Origin of the sequence: Paenibacillus mangrovi (assembly GCF_022898935.1) — a bacterium.
Lineage (GTDB): Bacteria > Bacillota > Bacilli > Paenibacillales > Paenibacillaceae > Paenibacillus_AQ > Paenibacillus_AQ mangrovi.
The window spans coordinates 43,123-61,015 of the sequence record NZ_JALIRP010000009.1; the positions used below are offsets into that span (position 1 = coordinate 43,123).

10 protein-coding genes are annotated in these 17,893 nt (G+C 47.5%); 9 read left to right on the forward strand and 1 reads right to left on the reverse strand.

The window, feature by feature from the left end:
- The first annotated feature begins 48 nt into the window (after positions 1-48).
- Positions 49-2,190 carry an alkaline phosphatase PhoX gene (locus MUG84_RS20540; RefSeq protein ID WP_244728358.1) on the forward strand — a complete coding sequence of 714 codons (2,142 nt, stop codon included), beginning with the start codon at positions 49-51 and terminating at the stop codon, positions 2,188-2,190.
- A 204-nt stretch (positions 2,191-2,394) separates the two neighbouring features.
- On the opposite strand, the gene MUG84_RS20545 is transcribed toward MUG84_RS20540, so the two are convergent.
- Positions 2,395-7,224: an OmpL47-type beta-barrel domain-containing protein gene (locus tag MUG84_RS20545; RefSeq protein WP_244728360.1), complete on the reverse strand. Its 4,830-nt coding sequence runs from the start codon at positions 7,222-7,224 to the stop codon at positions 2,395-2,397.
- A gap of 493 nt (positions 7,225-7,717) precedes the next feature.
- On the opposite strand from MUG84_RS20545, the gene iolD reads away from it, so the two are divergent.
- From iolD to MUG84_RS20585, 8 genes are all read left to right on the forward strand, one after another.
- Positions 7,718-9,595: a 3D-(3,5/4)-trihydroxycyclohexane-1,2-dione acylhydrolase (decyclizing) gene (gene iolD / locus MUG84_RS20550; RefSeq protein WP_244728362.1), complete on the forward strand. Its 1,878-nt coding sequence runs from the start codon at positions 7,718-7,720 to the stop codon at positions 9,593-9,595.
- A gap of 24 nt (positions 9,596-9,619) precedes the next feature.
- A complete protein-coding gene (gene iolE / locus MUG84_RS20555; protein ID WP_244728598.1) occupies positions 9,620-10,540 on the forward strand; it encodes a myo-inosose-2 dehydratase in 921 nt (306 codons plus the stop codon).
- Positions 10,537-11,547, forward strand: a complete 1,011-nt coding sequence (iolC, locus tag MUG84_RS20560) for a 5-dehydro-2-deoxygluconokinase (protein WP_244728364.1) — start codon at positions 10,537-10,539, stop codon at positions 11,545-11,547. Before iolE ends, iolC begins: the two co-directional genes overlap by 4 nt.
- Before the next feature lie 56 nt (positions 11,548-11,603).
- Positions 11,604-13,049, forward strand: a complete 1,446-nt coding sequence (locus MUG84_RS20565; RefSeq protein WP_244728366.1) for a CoA-acylating methylmalonate-semialdehyde dehydrogenase — start codon at positions 11,604-11,606, stop codon at positions 13,047-13,049.
- Positions 13,050-13,082: 33 nt separating this feature from the next.
- Positions 13,083-14,126 carry an inositol 2-dehydrogenase gene (iolG, locus tag MUG84_RS20570; protein WP_244728368.1) on the forward strand — a complete coding sequence of 348 codons (1,044 nt, stop codon included), beginning with the start codon at positions 13,083-13,085 and terminating at the stop codon, positions 14,124-14,126.
- Between the two features lie 16 nt (positions 14,127-14,142).
- On the forward strand, positions 14,143-14,964 hold the full coding sequence (gene iolB, locus MUG84_RS20575; RefSeq protein WP_244728370.1) for a 5-deoxy-glucuronate isomerase: 822 nt from the start codon (positions 14,143-14,145) through the stop codon (positions 14,962-14,964).
- A gap of 88 nt (positions 14,965-15,052) precedes the next feature.
- Complete coding sequence (locus MUG84_RS20580; protein ID WP_244728372.1) at positions 15,053-16,060, forward strand: LacI family DNA-binding transcriptional regulator; 1,008 nt, start codon at positions 15,053-15,055, stop codon at positions 16,058-16,060.
- A gap of 95 nt (positions 16,061-16,155) precedes the next feature.
- Positions 16,156-17,892 carry a cache domain-containing sensor histidine kinase gene (locus MUG84_RS20585; RefSeq protein WP_280521436.1) on the forward strand — a complete coding sequence of 579 codons (1,737 nt, stop codon included), beginning with the start codon at positions 16,156-16,158 and terminating at the stop codon, positions 17,890-17,892.
- The last annotated feature ends 1 nt before the right edge of the window (position 17,893 follow it).

Below are 17,893 nucleotides of genomic sequence, written 5' to 3' on the forward strand. Positions count from 1 at the left end.
ATACTAAATAAAGAATCTCAAATATCCTAAAAAAGGGGATAACGTTTTATGAAGAAAAGCAAATTTTTGGCTCCTGTGTTTTGCCTTGCCTTACTGGCTCCTGCCGTCTTCCCGACGAGTGCTGTAGCTGCAGAAAAAGTGAAAGTAAAATCGGTGGAATTCGTAGGAATGCCTGCTCCGACTACGCCGGAAGAAATGGCGAAACTGTATACGACCGCATCTTTGCAAGTGACATACACGGACGGCTCCACACGTTCATTCCCTTTATCGTACAAGAAGCTGTTTAAGACAACGGATAAAGTGGGCAGCACGATTGCAGGTGTCGCGATCGATGCGAATGGCAACCCTATTATGGATAAGAGCGTGCCGAACAAACCCGTTCCGTTTGTATCCGACGATCCGGACTCCAACTCTCTCATGAAAATCGGAGGTCAAGCAGCTACGTCCAAAGGCGGAAATCCGCTTACGCTGATTACGCATTACGAGTACATCACTTCCGACAGCGCGGGCAATTCGGCTTACGGATTGGTACCGGCTTCGATGAGCCAAACGACGATTGACCAAAACAAAACGACCGGAGAACTGGTCGCTACCGATTTGAAGAAAATTGATTTTTCCGGCGTTGATGGTTTGTGGATTCCTTGTAACGGTTCCCTGACGCCTTGGAACACCCATCTCGGCTCCGAGGAATACGAACCCGATGCTCGTGCGTTCGAAGCGGACCCGACTCAAACGTTCACCAATCCATTCGCCAAAGCCTATTACCAAGATGACACAAAAATGGGCAACCCTTATGCGTACGGCTTCTTGCCGGAAATTACGGTGAGAGCGGATGGATCGAACAGCGTCGTCAAGCACTATTCGATGGGTCGCTTCTCGCACGAGTTGGGCAGAGTTGCCCCGGATCACAAAACCGTCTATTTCGGCGACGACGGCGGAAACACGATGCTGTTCATGTACGTAGCCGATAAGGCGAAGGACTTGTCCGCAGGCACGCTGTACGCTGCGAAGTTTACGCAAAAGAGTACGGACGCGAGCGGTGGCGCTGGATCTTTGAGTTGGATCAACCTTGGCCATGCGACAGACGCCGAAATCAAATCCTACATCGACAAAGGCGTGAAGTTCAGCGACATATTTGAGACGACTGATCAAGATACGGAAGGCTTCACGAAAATCAAAACGTACCCGAGCGGTAAAGTTGAATGGCTGAAAGTGAAACCGGGCATGGAGACAGCAGCTGCGTTCCTTGAGTCCCGCCGTTATGGAGCCATGTTAGGAGCTACGGCAGAGTGGAATAAAATGGAGGGCGTAGCAATCAACGCGAAGGATAAGAAAGCATACGTTGTCATCTCCTATCTGGAAAAAGCGATGGAAGCTGATTCAAAGAACGCTGACCCGGTTGATGACATTCAGATGAAGAAACTCAGCTCAGGCGCCGTTTATGAACTTGACATGAAGTCAGGCGTGAAAGATTCCGCCGGCGGCAAAATTGACAGTGAATACGCAGCTGCGAAAATGGCCGGTTTGGTCGCAGGCAAAGACCTTGCGGATCCGGATTGGAAAGGCAATACTGCAGACGACAATATGGTCGCCAATCCGGATAACATCTCGTACTCCGAGTCACTCCATACATTGTTCATCGGTGAAGACAGTGGCAAGCATGCTAACAACTATGTATGGGCGTACAATGTGGACACGAAGAAACTGTCCCGCATTCTATCGACGCCAGCTGGAGCGGAAGCGACAGGCTTGCAGGCCGTCGATAACTTGAATGGATTTAGTTACATCATGAGTAACATCCAGCACCCTGGCGATGAAATGATTTTGCCGGACGCATTAAAGGCTCAGGTAGCTCCGCTAATCGATAAGTACTGGGACGGCAAGGAGGCGGGTGCCGTAGGTTATATCAGCGGTTTGCCTACGGAAGAGCAGATGATTGCATGGAAAGACTCCGACAAATCGTTGTCGAAACTGAGAGAAACTTCGGAAAAAGCCGGAGCGAAAGTCACTTGGAACAAAGACAGCAGTGTAACGGTAAAGAAAGGCAAAAATACGCTGAGTGTCAAGTTGGGTGATAATACGGCGAAGATCAACGGAAAAGACGTCAAGCTGGAATCCGCCGCCAAACTTGAAAATGGGCAAACCGTGTTTCCAACCGCGACGCTGCTCAACTTCTTGAACAAGAAATAATACTATTTGTGCACGAAATTAATAGAAAGGTTTGGGGAACGCCTGATTTTGGAATCAGGTGTTTTTCAATTTGGAACAGGTGACGTGGGGATGGCAAAGTGAATGACTGACCATAAAAATAGGCCAACCAGAAAAAGACTGGTTGACCTAATAATACGAAGGGGCTGTCCTAAGTTGGACAGCCCTTCCTTTACCAGTTTGATTTTATTCGTCTTTCTGGCTATTATCCTTGCCATTTTGACGATCTTGATCTTGATTTTGATTTTGATTTTGATCGTGTTCGTGATCACGGTCTCCAGAGCTTGAGTTCCCAGACCAGAGTTTGATCATTGCGTTGGCATCTGCAGTCAAAACTGTTTTGGCGCTATCAGAAATGTAATCCTTCTTGCTCGGCTTATCTAGTATCTCTAGGAAGTGCTCCATTTCATCAATCGCGCTTTTAAATTTGCCCTTTTCGGATTTCTCTTGCGCATTCGCCAGTCTATCCAGGAGCTGTTTCTTAAATGAACCGATTATGTCGCCGGAAGCGAAGTATCTTTCGACCAGCTGTTCCATCGAAGCGACGCTTGTTTTAACTTGGATACTAACCTCTGATTTCGTTACGTTCCCTGCCTTATCCTTCACTTCAATATGGATCGTATGGGTACCCAATTGTCCCGCCCAATCGATCGAACTGTCAGGTGTATACGGCTGGCCGTCCAGCGTGATGGTTTGCTCGGCAACACCGGACAAGGAATCGGAAGCTTTTATTGAAACCTGGATTAGCTGGCTGTCTAGGAACTCCATTCCATCTGACAATGGACTCCCGTAAACCGTCAGTTCAACAGTCGGCGCCGTTTTATCAATGCCCACAATCAGTTGCTGAACATCTTCCACATTCCTCTGATTATCCTCGGAGAAGTAATCAATCGTGTGCACTCCTTCATCGCTCAGAGTAACTGGGCCTGTCACCGTATTCCAGTTGCCGCCATCCAAGCGATAATTCGTTTGCTTGACCCCGGAACCAGCGGATCCATCCTCAGCAGAGAATGTGAGAGTCACGTCGTGGTTGTTAAAGGTGCCGGAACCGGTCAAACCGTCAGCGGTCACTGTTGATTTGGGTGGTGCCGAAACGACAATTGTGGTTTGCGCTTCCTGCCACCCGGACTTAACGGTAATCGTTACTTCACCTGGTGCCTTGGCAGTGACGATTCCATTCTCATCCACCGAAGCGATATCCGGATTGCTGGATACCCAGTCCCGTTTAAACGGATCAGCAATCGGCATGTCAATCGGAGCGTTCGTACTCGTCATAAACTTGCCAGTGGCCTGCAGTTTGAACGGCTCGCCTTTCTTTACATTCTTCGGAGCGTCGTCAAACGTAATGGATTCGAGAAGAGGGATGACGTCCCACGAAATATGATCGCCGTCCACTTTCATATTCAGGTAATGATAAAATCCGCCCTGTTCCGGAGTAACGTGGGTATATTTGCCGCCGCCGCCCGTTATGACGTAATCGACGCCTTGGACGACTTTATGCTCGTAAGCATGCAGATCTCCGCTAAAGACCACGATGTTTTTCTCCGGATGATTGCTTTTGTACGCACCGAGTAGATCATAAAATTTCTGCGCTTCTTCCGGATTCTGGAATCCGTGTCCAGTTTTGAAGTCGAGTCCGTCCGCGCTGATTTCGTCCGGCGGGATATGCATCATCACCATAATGTTATTCACTTGCGTCTGATTTAGCGTTTCGTTAAGCCACGACCATTGCGATGCATCGGATTTCGTGACATCTCCGGAAGCGGAATCGAGTCCGATGATTTCCATGTTTCCGTATTGATAAGCATACGTCGGCTCACCAAATGTGCGTTGATAATTGACACGGGAATTCGTACCCGACACTTCATGGTTTCCGATCGTGACCACATATGGTTTTGTGAACTCTCCTAGTCCTTTCAAAGCGTCTACATAGTTTTCAGGCGTATCATTCTCAACAATGTCCCCCGTATAGGCAAACAGCTCTGAAGGTTCCTGATTCATCCGGGCGATCTGTTCGTGAAGAAGAATAGCCGGAGCACCGATCTGACCGGCCGTAAAGTAACCGCCATCCCCGATCAGGCTGATTTGAAAATGGTCCTTGTCCTTCGGTTGTCCAAGTGGCGCGCCAATGGTGAAGGAGAAGAGTTGGGATGCCGGGTTGCCGCTTTTATCCGATGTCCGAATCTCCACTTGGTGTTTTGAATCCTGCGCCCACTTGTTCGAAGGGGTGTAGGAAATGACGCTGCTTGCTGCATCCGTCTTGTATGGAACTTCAGTTCCATCTATGATCAGCTTGGTTTTGTCATAATCGATTCCGGTATACTCATCCGTTACCTTCACCGCAATTCTCGGCTGATCGGTACGGGTGGTAATGCCGTCCATCGGGCTGATGACGTTGATCACCGGTGCGTCTTGATCGGGACCGGTGTATACGGCAAACTGCCAGTCCGCGCGCGGAAGGGCCGGATTGCCTGCTTTATCCGAAGCGTCAATGGTGACATGGTGCTTACCGTCCGGCAAGGCTTCGGAATGTGTATAGGTAATCATGCTCGTAGCTTCATCGTAGTCAGGATGGACAAGCTGGCCATCGACATGCATTTCAATGGAGGAATGCTCTACACCGCTCTTAGCATCTTCCAATTTCACGGATATCGTCGGTTTGTTCGTATAAACCTTGGAATTTGGCACCGGTGCCATCTGCGAAAAGACCGGTCCCTCCAAGTCTTCGTCCGATTCAATATATTCGGCCCTCAAATCATCGAGATAGATGGCCCCTTTATTTTTGCGATCACCGTGAGGTTCGACAACATAAATCTGCTTGATCTTAAGCGGCAGCACAGCATTCGGATCGATCGGCACGGTGAGATGTTTCCATCCCGTCCAATTCAAGCCGCCGTCTACGGTAAAATCGAAAGGCTTGGACGTATTGTTACCGTCAACGAGTACGCCCCGCAGCCAATGCTGTCCTCCGTCGCCATATACCCAAACTCCCAGGGAGAGAGGGCGGTCTTCGATCGTTCGTCCGCCATTCGGCACATCAATATTCGCATAAGCGGCGGAAGTTCCAGGTTGGCCGGTGAAATCATAATCCAATTTCAAGCTGTGCGTGCCATTCCTTACCGGGTTCGGGCGGCTGGCCATGCTGATTTTTCCCGTAGCCCGAATGGCGGTCGCCGTCCAATTCGTCATCACATCGGGACCTTCAAAATCTTCAATCATGACCGGTTTTTTCCCGACGCTGACTTTTACGTCCTGTGAAACGCCTCCGGCCTCAAACCGCACGGTGCCTTCTCCCGGCTGGTCTGTCGTTTGCAGCACACCATCTTCGTTGATCGTGCCGATCGGGCCTTCAACCGTCCATTTTCCTTGATTGGCATCCATGGCGACAGGGTGATCTTGCTCGTCATAAGCCTTCACTTCGAACGTTTGCGAAGCGCCGGGCATAACGACGGCGGGGTTCGGGGTTACCTGTACGGAACTCAGTTGATCGACAACTTCGATCGGTACCTGGGTGCTTACATTTCCTTGCGCGACGCGGATCTCTCCGCTACCCGTTTGTGCGCCTGCCGTAAATACGCCATCCTTCACTTTCGTCCCGGGCACGGTTGTCGTATACGTCAAAGTCGATGGATCAACGGAAACCGGCTGCAACCCAGCATCTACGCCTTTTACATGTAAAGGCATATGGCTGTTCACGAATACTTTCTCGGCTGCCTTATCGACAACCAACTGGCTCAAAGCCCCGGTAGGCGCCGTATTGTAAACAAACAGGCCGTTGGCTACTTTCCGTTCAAACCCGTCTGATGGCGAGTTCAATACGCTGACCTTGAAATCTCCTGGCATGCGGGCTACCATCTCGGCGGATCCGCCAGAGTCGAAGGCAATCGCATCTTGGTAACCGAGCGCTTTAAAATACTCGGCGAATTGTGGACGCGTCAGTCCAATGCTGAGCGCCGGCTGTCTGCCGTCCACAACGACCATAGACATGGTGTCATCCTTGATTCCAACCCCGACCACGGGATACCGCTCGTTGGTTTCTCCCGCACCCGGCACGTCAGGGTCATTAAAGATTTCGCCGTCTTTGAGCAGCGTCGGTCCGCCCCCGACAATTTCCTTGTACTGGTGCCAATCGGGCAGCGTAGTCAAGTTGGTATTGATCTTCATCCCGACGACAAGGTTGGATAGTACCCAATTCGCCCCCGTTCCTTGTCCGACCAGCATGCGCTGATTAGCTGCAAGGAGCGGTACCTTATCGTTTTCAGTAATCGATTTCACTTCGTACAGTTCGGTTCCGGATATCTGCTCGAGGAGCGCTGCTGCCCTGTGGACACCACCGCTTGGGGCCGGATACTCATATCCAAATTTGTCCGTGTATAAAAAAAGTCCTTTATTCTCCAGAAACCAGTTGAGCTCAGCTAGGGGGGCCGATTGACCGGCAGGTTTTTGCTTGGTGCCACCCGCTGCATTCCAAACATCCAGATTCTCTTGGCTTCCGGGAACAACGACGTTTCCTTTCCACTGGAATTTCGTGATGGTAGGATGGTTCTGCGCATCGATGGCAAGCGTCGACCAATTGTTGGGACTGCGGTACATCTCACCATCGGCAACATGAATGTTAATCGGGGCTTGTGTACTGCCGATATCGAAATAATCACTATTGATACCTGCAACGGCGCCAGTACGGTTGGCCATCTCGCTGACCGTCTCGCCCTGGTAGTTGAAGACTTTGTCTTTCGCGATCAAGGCTTTGAGTGCTACGTTTGGATTCGTCACATCGATACTGACTGTATTGATCTGCAAGGGGCCGTCGACCGTGGTCAAGTTATTCTGCTGCTGCGTAATTCCCGGCGCGATGGCTAATACTTCCGTACTTGTCTCTCCCGTAATGACCGGAAAGTTGGGAGGCTGAGGCGTGGAGGCGAATACCGTTGCTGGTGCTGTTGCCGAGAAAAGTACGGATATTCCCAAACATAGGGTCATCCATCTCTTCGGCAAGCGGATTCGTTTGACTGACATCTTCTTGTCCAACTCCTTTTTCGATTGTTTCTATTAGTAGTTTAAAGAAAATATGTAAAACTTTGATTAAATATAATAGTATATTTGGTAAAATTAAAATAGATACAAAGGAAGGATTTATTTGTAATATATGGTACTAAATGTTTAAGTAGCTAGGGGGCTTTGGATAAATGATGATTACGAAGTTCTATGCAGAAGCGCTGCTGCGTAAACTGGTTACTGACATTCCTGTACGCCTTCTTTATTATCCTAGTGCGGCTTTGATTGTTAATCGCGATTAGAATTTATCTGCCTAAAAGTTCCTGTTTTCTTTAATTCTGGTATTGTAAGCGGAATCAAGATCGATTATTATTGGGTAAAGCGCTTAATCTATTTCATAGTTTTGAAAATTTCAAACAATAGTTCCTGGTGCTGATATTCTAGATTATTTTTTTTAACTTTAGGTAAAGCGCTTTACTAATGAGTTTATTTTTGAAGGGAGGTTCCATTGGAGATGACTACGATTCGTCTCACCATGGCGCAGGCATTAATAAAGTTTTTGGATCAACAATTTATATCCGTAGATGGAAAAGAAATAAAATTTGTTCAAGGTATCATGGGGATTTTTGGGCATGGCAATGTGACCGGCATCGGTGAAGCTTTGGAGCGGAGTAGTGTGAGTTTAGATTTTATTCAAGGAAAGAACGAGCAAGGGATGGTTCACGCCGCAACAGCTTTTGCTAAACAAAACAATCGCAGGCAGATTTATGCCTGTACAACCTCTATCGGTCCGGGAGCTTTAAATATGGTGACGGCGGCGGCGACGGCTACAGTTAACCGCATTCCAGTTCTTTTGCTGCCCGGCGATAATTTCTCTTCCCGGCAGCCTGATCCTGTTTTACAGCAATTAGAAGTACCCGGCGATTATTCGATATCAGCAACAGACGCTTTTAAAGCGGTAAGCAAGTATTGGGATCGCATAGTCAGACCTGAGCAATTAATGGTAGCAGCCCTCCAAGCTATGCGGGTGCTTACAGATCCGGCCGAGACGGGAGCGGTTACACTGGCTTTACCGCAGGATGTACAGGCAGAAGCGTACGATTACCCGCTTTCATTTTTCGATAAAAGGGTTTACACGATCGATCGCCGTCCTCCTGCAGCGGATGCGATCAAACGAGCTGTTAAGCTGATTCTGGAGAAGAAAAAGCCACTCATTATCGCAGGCGGCGGGGTACTGTATTCGGAAGCTTCCAAGGAGCTTGCATCATTTGCCGAGGCTTTCGGCATTCCGGTAGCGGAAACACAGGCTGGAAAAAGCTCTTTGCCCTGGAACCACCCGCTTCAAATAGGGGCGATCGGGGTCACGGGTTCCTTAGCGGCAAACCTGATTGCCAAAGAGGCAGATTTGATCATTGGCATCGGGACCAGGTATTCGGATTTTACAACTTCTTCTAAGTCGGCGTTCGCACATCCGGATGTGCAGTTTGTCAATCTGAACGTCAACAGCTTTGATTCAGTCAAGCTTAACGGAATAGCGGTAACTGCAGATGCGAAGGTAGGGCTTAGGGAACTGCAAGCGGCACTGACAGCAGCACTGACAGCAGCAGGTTATTCTAGCGGTTACGCACCAAATGACATCAGCACGTTGAAAAAACAGTGGGACGATGAGGTTGACCGACTGTACGCTGTAGAGCATTCGGAGGGGCTTTCTCAGACTCGGGCCCTTGGCGTGATTAACGAGAATATTGATGCTTCAGCGGTGATAGTAGCCGCTGCTGGCAGTTTGCCTGGGGATTTGCACAGGCTTTGGAGGTCGGAACAGCCCAAAACGTACCATATGGAATATGGCTTCTCCTGTATGGGCTATGAAATTGCCGGGGCCTTCGGTGCGGCTCTTGCTGAACCGGACCGTGATATCTATGCGGTATTAGGAGACGGCAGTTATTTGATGCTTCACTCTGAACTGGTTACAAGTCTGCAGGAGAATCGCAAGATTACAGTACTGCTGTTTAATAATCATGGATTCCAGTGCATTCACAATTTGCAAAAGGGCCATGGCAGCAACGGCTTCGGCAACGAGTTCCGTTACCGAGCTAAGGACACGAACGGGCTGACAGGAGCTTATATGCCAATTGATTATGCAGCTCATGCGCGCAGTTTGGGAGCTAAATCCTATAAATCAAGTACGGTAGAAGATCTGGAGCAAGCGCTACTATTGGCCAAACAAGAGACGGTTGCGACGCTTATTGAAATAGCCGTTGTTCCTGGTACTAATACGGACGGCTACGAATCATGGTGGCATGTAGGTGTTCCGGAGGTATCTGTGAGCGAATCCGTGCTTGAGGCCAGTCAATTGATGAAGACGCGAGTTCAACGTGCCAGAAGCATTTAACAGGAAGAGAGGAGGACATGTATGCTGCAACAGTTACCTTTCAAAATAGGAATTCACCCGATCAACTGGGTCGGAGAAGATGTGAAGGAGCATGGTAACGATACGACCTTTGAGCAGATCGTGAATGAGATTGAAGCCTTGGGACTCACGGGTACGGAAATGGGGCGTAAATTTCCTGCGGACCCTGCAGTGTTGAAGAATGAGCTTGCCCGAAGAGGCATCCAATTGGTCTCACAATGGAAATCGGTGCTTTTCTCGGACCCGTCATACAGGGAAAGTGAATTACAGGCTTACCGCAAGCATGTGGAATTCTTGAAGGAAATGGGAAGTACCGTGATCAGTACGTGTGAGATTGGCGGTTCGATGCATTTTGATCCGCGTCGCGGGCCGAATGAGAGGGACGTACAGCGCCTAGATGATGAGGGTTGGAGAAACCTGGCTGAAGGACTGAATGCTGCCGGAGCTATTGCGAAGGAGTACGGATTGAAGCTGACGTATCATCACCATGGTGGAACGGTCGTGGAAAGCCCTGAAGAAATTGAAAGATTAATGGAGCTGACGGACCCGAATCTTGTGTATCTTCTCTTTGATACAGGGCATGCGTATTATGGCGGGGGAGATCCTTTAACGATCCTAAATAAATATTATGACCGGATTGCCTACATCCATCTGAAAGATATCCGTCAGGATGTGCTAGATCAAGCCCGCGCTGATCAAGCAGACTTTGTTACTTGCATCCGCAGTGGTGTGTTTACGGTACCGGGCAACGGATGTTTGGACTTTGAGCCTATTTTTCTAGAGCTTGTGCAAAGAGGTTATGACGGGTGGGCACTTCTGGAAGGTGAGCAAGACCCGGCGGAGCATCCGGCCTATGAGTATGCGAGAAATGCGCTTGCGCACATTGAGTTCCTCATGAATAAAGGAATGAGGGGGATTGAGCTATGACATACGTATCTTTTCCAATGGAAAAGTCTGTGGATTTCACAGCTATCGGGCGGCTTTGTATTGATTTGAACGCGAACGAAATTAATCGCCCAATGGAACAAACGAGTACATTTACGAAATATGTCGGAGGATCTCCTGCCAACATCGCGATCGGGATGTCCAGACTAGGAATGAAAACTTCATTTATCGGTAAAATTGCGGACGATCAAATGGGCAGGTTTATTGTCGACTACTTGCGCCGCAATGATATTGATACATCCAATGTTGTAACCGATTGCACAGGGGCAGTAACAGGGCTTGCTTTTACGGAAATTAAATCGCCAACTGACTGCAGTATTCTGATGTACCGCGACCATGTCGCCGATCTCAATCTAATGCCTCAAGAGGTTCAAAAAGAGCTTATTGCCAAGACAAAAATGTTTTTGGTCTCGGGAACGGCTCTTGCCAAGAGTCCGTCTCGAGAAGCGGTGTTTCAAGCACTCTGCTATGCCAAAGAGCAAGGAGCAGTCATCGTGTTTGATTTAGATTATCGACCGTATACGTGGAAGTCACCGGAGGAGACAGCCGTTTACTACAATCTGGCTGCGGAAAAATGCGACATTATTTTGGGTACACGCGAAGAGTTCGATATGATGGAACGATTTGAGCAAAATCCAGAGCGAAGTGATCGTGTCACGGCAGCCAAATGGTTTGATTATTCGGCGAAAATTGTAATCATCAAGCATGGTAAGGAAGGGTCGATCGCTTACACACAAGACGGAAAGAGCTTCCGCGCCAAAAGTTTTCCGGCCAAGGTGATCAAAACATTCGGAGCAGGGGATTCTTACGCAGCCGGGTTCCTATATGGCTTGATGCAGGGATGGACGATTGAAGCCTCTATGGAGTTCGGAAGCGCAGCAGCCTGCATCGTTATTTCCAGCCATAGCTGCTCAGACGCGATGCCTTCCGCAGCTCAGGTTCATGATTATATCGAACGCTGCAACAATGGCGAGATTACCTCCTCTTAGGGGACATTTCACGATTCTATCAACGTAAACTCAATATCGGAGAGGGGAACATTACTATGGCGCAAGTATTAAAAAATTGGATCGGCGGGGCTTGGGTTGATTCCGTATCTGCCAAAACCGAGCCTGTATATAACCCTGCTACTGAAGAGGTACTGGCTTATGTTCCACTGTCCGTTCAGGAGGATGTGTCCCGCGCTGTTGACAATGCGAAAGAAGCATTTGTGCAATGGAGCCGTACGCCAGTTCCACGCAGAGCGAGAATATTATTTAAGTACCAGCAACTGCTCGTAGAACATTGGGAAGAGTTGGCCAGGTTGGTTACAGAAGAAAACGGCAAAAGCTATAGCGAAGCTTACGGAGAGGTACTGCGTGGGATCGAATGCGTGGAATTCGCGGCAGGCGCTCCATCGCTTATGATGGGTAAGCAGTTGCCTGATATTGCCTCCAATTTGGAATCTGGCATGTATCGGTATCCGATTGGAGTTGTAGGTGGTATAACGCCATTCAATTTTCCCATGATGGTTCCTTGTTGGATGTTCCCACTGGCTATTGCATGCGGCAATACATTCGTATTGAAACCTTCGGAACGTACTCCTCTGCTTTCTAACCGTCTTGCAGAGCTATTCAAGGAAGCTGGGCTGCCAGACGGAGTATTCAATATTGTTCATGGCGCTCATGAGGTCGTTAACGGCATTCTGGAGCATAAAGACATTAAGGCTGTTTCTTTCGTAGGCTCTCAGCCAGTAGCAGAGTATGTATACAAAACGGCATCAGCTCATGGTAAACGTGTGCAGGCACTAGCCGGAGCAAAAAATCACTCCATCGTGATGCCAGATGCGGATATGGATCTAACGGTTAAAGAAATCATCAATGCTTCGTTCGGTTCGGCAGGCGAGCGCTGTATGGCGTGCTCTGTGGTTGTCGCTGTAGGGGAGATTGGAGATAAGCTGGTAGACAGACTGGTGGATGCAGCCAATCAAATCACAATTGGAAACGGCTTGGAAGAAGGAATCTTCCTGGGTCCCGTCATTCGCGACTCGCATAAAGAACGTACGTTGAAATATATCGAAATTGGTGAAAACGAAGGTGCGATTCTCCTTCGCGATGGTCGTAAAGACGCTGCATCAAATGGAGAGGGATACTTTGTAGGACCTACGATTTTTGATCACGTGCAGGGTGGTATGAAGATTTGGGAAGATGAAATTTTTGCTCCAGTTCTATCCATCGTAAGAGTTGGCAGCTTAGAAGAGGCTATTAATCTTGCTAATCGTTCAGAACTGGCTAATGGCGCCTGTTTGTTTACGAAGAGCGGCGAAAATGTCCGTCAATTCCGCGAGACAATTGATGCCGGCATGCTCGGTGTAAATCTTGGCGTACCTGCGCCGATGGCCTTTTTCCCATTTTCCGGCTGGAAAAAATCGTTTTACGGTGATCTCCATGCTAACGGAACAGATGGAGTGGAATTCTACACGCGCAAGAAAATGGTTACGACTCGCTGGTAATCAGGAGAAAAAAGTGGGAGGTCATTAATTATCATGAAAACGATCAGAGTTGGTATTATTGGCGCAGGCAGAATCGGTAAAATTCATGCGGATAATTTGCTTCGGCTGCCACATGTGCAAGTGGTTGAGGTAAGTGATCTGTTCGCGGGACCCGAATTGGAAGTGTGGGCAGCCGAGAGAGGAATCAAACAAATAACAACCGACAGCAATGGCATTATGGAAAATCCTGATATTGATGCGGTATTCATCTGCTCGTCTACGGATACGCATGTTCCGCTTATCATACAAGCCGCTGCTGCTGGCAAGCACATTTTTTGCGAGAAGCCGATAAGTATGAATATTACACAAACGCAAAAAGCGCTTCAAGCGGTTGAAGCGGCAGGTGTTAAACTTCAAATCGGATTTAACAGACGGTTTGATCACAATTTTAAACGTGTATACGAAATTGTGCAGAACGGAACGATCGGCGATCCGCATTTGATTAAAATTACTTCTCGCGATCCGAATCCTCCGCATGAGGATTATATCAAAGTATCCGGCGGTATCTTCAAGGATATGATGATTCATGACTTTGATATGGCGAGGTTTGTATCGGGCAGCGAGATTGAAGAGGTTTATGCCCATGGAAGCGTACTAATTGATCCGGTTTTCACAACGCATGGGGATTTGGATACCGCTATTGCGACACTTCGCTTCAAGAATGGAGCGATCGGCGTCATCGATAACAGCCGTCAATCGGTCTATGGCTATGATCAGCGTGTAGAAGTATTTGGGTTAAAAGGCAGTGTGGGAATCACGAACGATCACCCGAATACGGCGGAAATCAGCACGGTAGATGGAATTATGCGCGATAAACCGTTGAATTTTTTCTTGGAAAGATATAATGAGGCATACATTGAAGAAACGAAATTGTTTATCGAATGCATTTTGAATGATCAGCACGTACCGGTAGATGGGAATGACGGGTTTCAAGCAGAGTTAACCGCGCTTGCTGCCGGTTTGTCGGTGAAGCTGAATAGGCCTGTAAAGCTTGCTGAAGCGCTTGAACTTTCGATTCAGCAATCTATGAAAGCATAGGGAGGTTTGCGCTGCGATGCCGAATTTGATTGTATCCCCAAAAGAGAAGCCAGACGCTAAGGGCAATGTGCTTGAAATTACCCCGGAATCCGCTAATTGGAGCTATGTTGGATTTCAGGTGTTTAAACTGCAAGCAGGTGAATGTTTACGAAATGAAACCGGAGATCAGGAAGTGTGTCTGGTTTTAATCAGCGGGAAAGCAGATATATCTACAGTGAAGGAAACATGGAACGGTATCGGACTCAGGATGGATATATTTGAAAAAACACCTCCCTATTCCGTGTATATACCAAATGACGATTATTACGAGATCACGGCTTTGACGAATCTAGAGTTGGCTGTTTGTAAGGCTCCAGGGCAAGGGAATCATAAAGCGCGTTTAATTCCGCCGAGTGAGGTCGGAGTAGAAGTTCGTGGATACGGAAACATAGAAAGACTGGTTCATAATATTTTACCCGAAAATGAAGCGGCAGACAGCCTATTGGTTGTAGAAGTATTTACACCAGACGGACACTGGTCAAGTTATCCGCCTCATAAGCATGATCGGGATGCGCTGCCGGAAGAATCGCTTTTGGAAGAGACGTATTATTACCATATGAAACCGGAGCAAGGTTTTGCCGTTCAACGTGTTTATACCGATGATGGCGATTTGGATGAAACGATGATTGTGCGGGACGGGCAAGCGGTGCTGGTGCCGCAGGGATATCATCCGGTTGCGGCGCCACCGGGATATGAGGTTTATTATTTAAACGTTATGGCAGGTCCGATGAGGTATTGGAGATTTCACAACGATCCCGCACACGCTTGGATAATGTCGAAACCAATCGACAAAGAATAGGTGAAGATATATTCTATATGTATCTTAAATGCAAATAAGGGGATGTGAACCATCCCAATTAGCATTGCCAATGAATGAGGGATTAGTTATGAAAGCTACTATATACGATGTGGCTCGAGAAGCCGGCGTTTCGATTGCCACCGTTTCCAACGTAGTTAATGGCAAAGGCAAGCTTAGCAAACAGAAACGCGACCATATCTTGAAAATCATGGAGGAGTTGGAGTATCGACCTAGCATGATTGCCGCTGCGTTGACAGGAAAGAAGACATATACGATAGGGTTGCTTGTACCGGATATATCCAACCCGTTTTTTGCGGAAATTGCTCGTGCCGTTGAGGAACAGGGCCACCACCGTGGTTATAGCGTTATTATTTGCAGTACCGACAACCAAGATGGCCGTGCTGAAAGGTATCTCGATCTGCTTGAGCAGAAAAGAGTGGATGGGATTATTATTGGGACGGGAATTGAAAATACGGAAATATTGAAGCGGCTTCTCGCCAAATCGATTCCAGTCGCGATGATTGCAAGGGAATTCTCTTCAGAACCTGTTCATACCGTTGTTGTCGATGACTTTATCGGTGGAATGCACGCGGCCCAACATTTGCTTGAGCTGGGCCACACCAGCTTTGGGATCTTGTCGGAAAGCAAGAAGGTCAGCAGCAGCCGCGAAAGAGTAAGGGGTCTTAAGCAGGCTCTTAAAGATGAAGGGCTATCCGTTTCCGATGAAAACTTGATGATTTGCGATTACAAAATGGAGGACGGGAAAAGGAAGGCTTTAGAGCTGTTTCAACAGGTCGATCGGCCCTCCGCTTTGTTTTGCTGTAACGATATGTTGGCGGTCGGCGCTTTGCAAGCGGCAAAAGAGCTGGGAATACAAATTCCCCAGGATCTTTCCATTGTTAGTTTCGACAATACGATCTTAGCTTCCGTCACGGATCCACCGTTGACATCCATTGCTCAACCGATGGAGTATATGGGGAAACTGGTGGTCGATCTTTTGATTCAAGAACTTGAAGAGGAGCAGACGGTTAAACAACGGATTGTGCTTCCGCCTGAGCTGGTTGTCCGCCAATCGACCTCTGAAGTGAGAAAATGAATGGGATCAAGTGGATTATGAAACGACATCGAGGGGTTTCTAATCGGAAGTATTCCATAAAAACGGTTTTAATGTTTCATGTTTTTATAATCATAATGATTTTATTAGTTGCAGTTTCTTTTCTTTCATACACTTTTTTTTCTAAATATTTAATTGAGCAATCGCATACCGCTTACCTGACTATTGCCAAAGAGGTTATGGCCAACATCGATTTTTATTTTAATGAAGTAGAGCAAACACTTAGAGATGCCTCCACCAACCCGGCGATTCAATCGGGAGTTAAAGGTAAAGCCCCTTCTACAATGCAGGATTATCTGGATAATATTCGGGAGGTCCAGTATTTCCTCAATGACTTGACGATATTTAGGCCGGATATCGATGACATTATTATTGTAGGTGCCGATGGAAAAGCGTACGATTCCGCGAACAAATCGGTGCGGCCGACATACGATTTTTCTCAAGCTGCATGGTTTCCGGACCTAAGCCATGTAACGGATCAAATCGTTTTCGTAGGACCGCATATGCAGGATTATTACTATGATCATCAGGCTATGAGCACGCAAACTGTTTCGGCAGTTTCTCCTATATGGGATTTACGGAAAAGTAAATATCAGATCGGCGCTGTCATCGTTAATATTAATATGAGCAAAATTTCGTCAATTTTAGAGAGGTTAGAGATAACACCTGCCCCTCGCATATTTATACTGGATAATCAATACGATTTGGTCTACGCGAACACGAACGATTCGGAGTTCCCTTCTAGCAATCAGTTTCTTCAGCAGCTTAACACATCTTATGCAAGCGGTTACTTAATGGAGGGGACAGGAGCTAATCAGCAGCTGCTAGTCTACTCACATTCCAAAATTAATAACTGGAGTATCGTACTCGGTATTCCTATTTCTGAAGTGACAAAGAAAATAAGTCAGTTTAGATGGATTCTGGTGCTCATTTTTATCATTTTCGTACCGATTGTTTGGTTTATCGTTTATTTCATATCCAGCCGAATCACTTTCCCTATAAAAAAATTGATGAGCCAAATGGTAGGAATCGAGAAGTTGATTGAGCACAGCAAGTTGGTTGGGAGGAATATGCCCCGCAGCTACTATGAAATTGATGTGCTCAGTCAACATTTCAATAAAATGGTTTATAAAATCAACTCATTGATCGACGAGACGTACAGATTGGAGCTTGAACAAAAAGACTCTGAACTTAGGGCTCTACAGGCAAGGATCAATCCGCATTTCTTGTATAACTCGTTGCAGGCTATTAAGTCACTTGCCATGTTAGGCAGAAATACCGAAGTAAGCCGTGTTGTTACATCTCTTGGCCATCTTTTCCGGTATACGATAGGCAAAGAGGACTATATGGTTTCAGTCCAAGAAGAGTTGACTCATCTCAGGCATTATATGGACATCCAAATCCAGTTGTTGAGCCAAAACTGCGAATTTGATATAGAAATGGATGAGCGCTTGCATAACTGCAAGGTACCGCGACTGTCCATTCAGCCCATTGTGGAAAACAGTTTTTTTCATGCATTTCATCAAATGGATCGAAAATATCGGGTTCGAATAACCGGGCATGTTCAAGGGGATCAAGCCGTTATTGATATTTGGGATAACGGTTCCGGAATTGAAGCGGACAGACTTGCACACCTACTAGCTAGTTTGGAAGCGGCGACTGGCGATCAAGGCAACCATATCGCGCTTGTTAATGTTCATAGACGGCTGAAGCACAAGTTCGGCAAGGCATATGGACTGTCTCTGGACAGCCGCGCGGGAGAGTGGACGAATGTTCGGCTGACGCTGCCGTTTCGAGACAATCATGACCAATAAG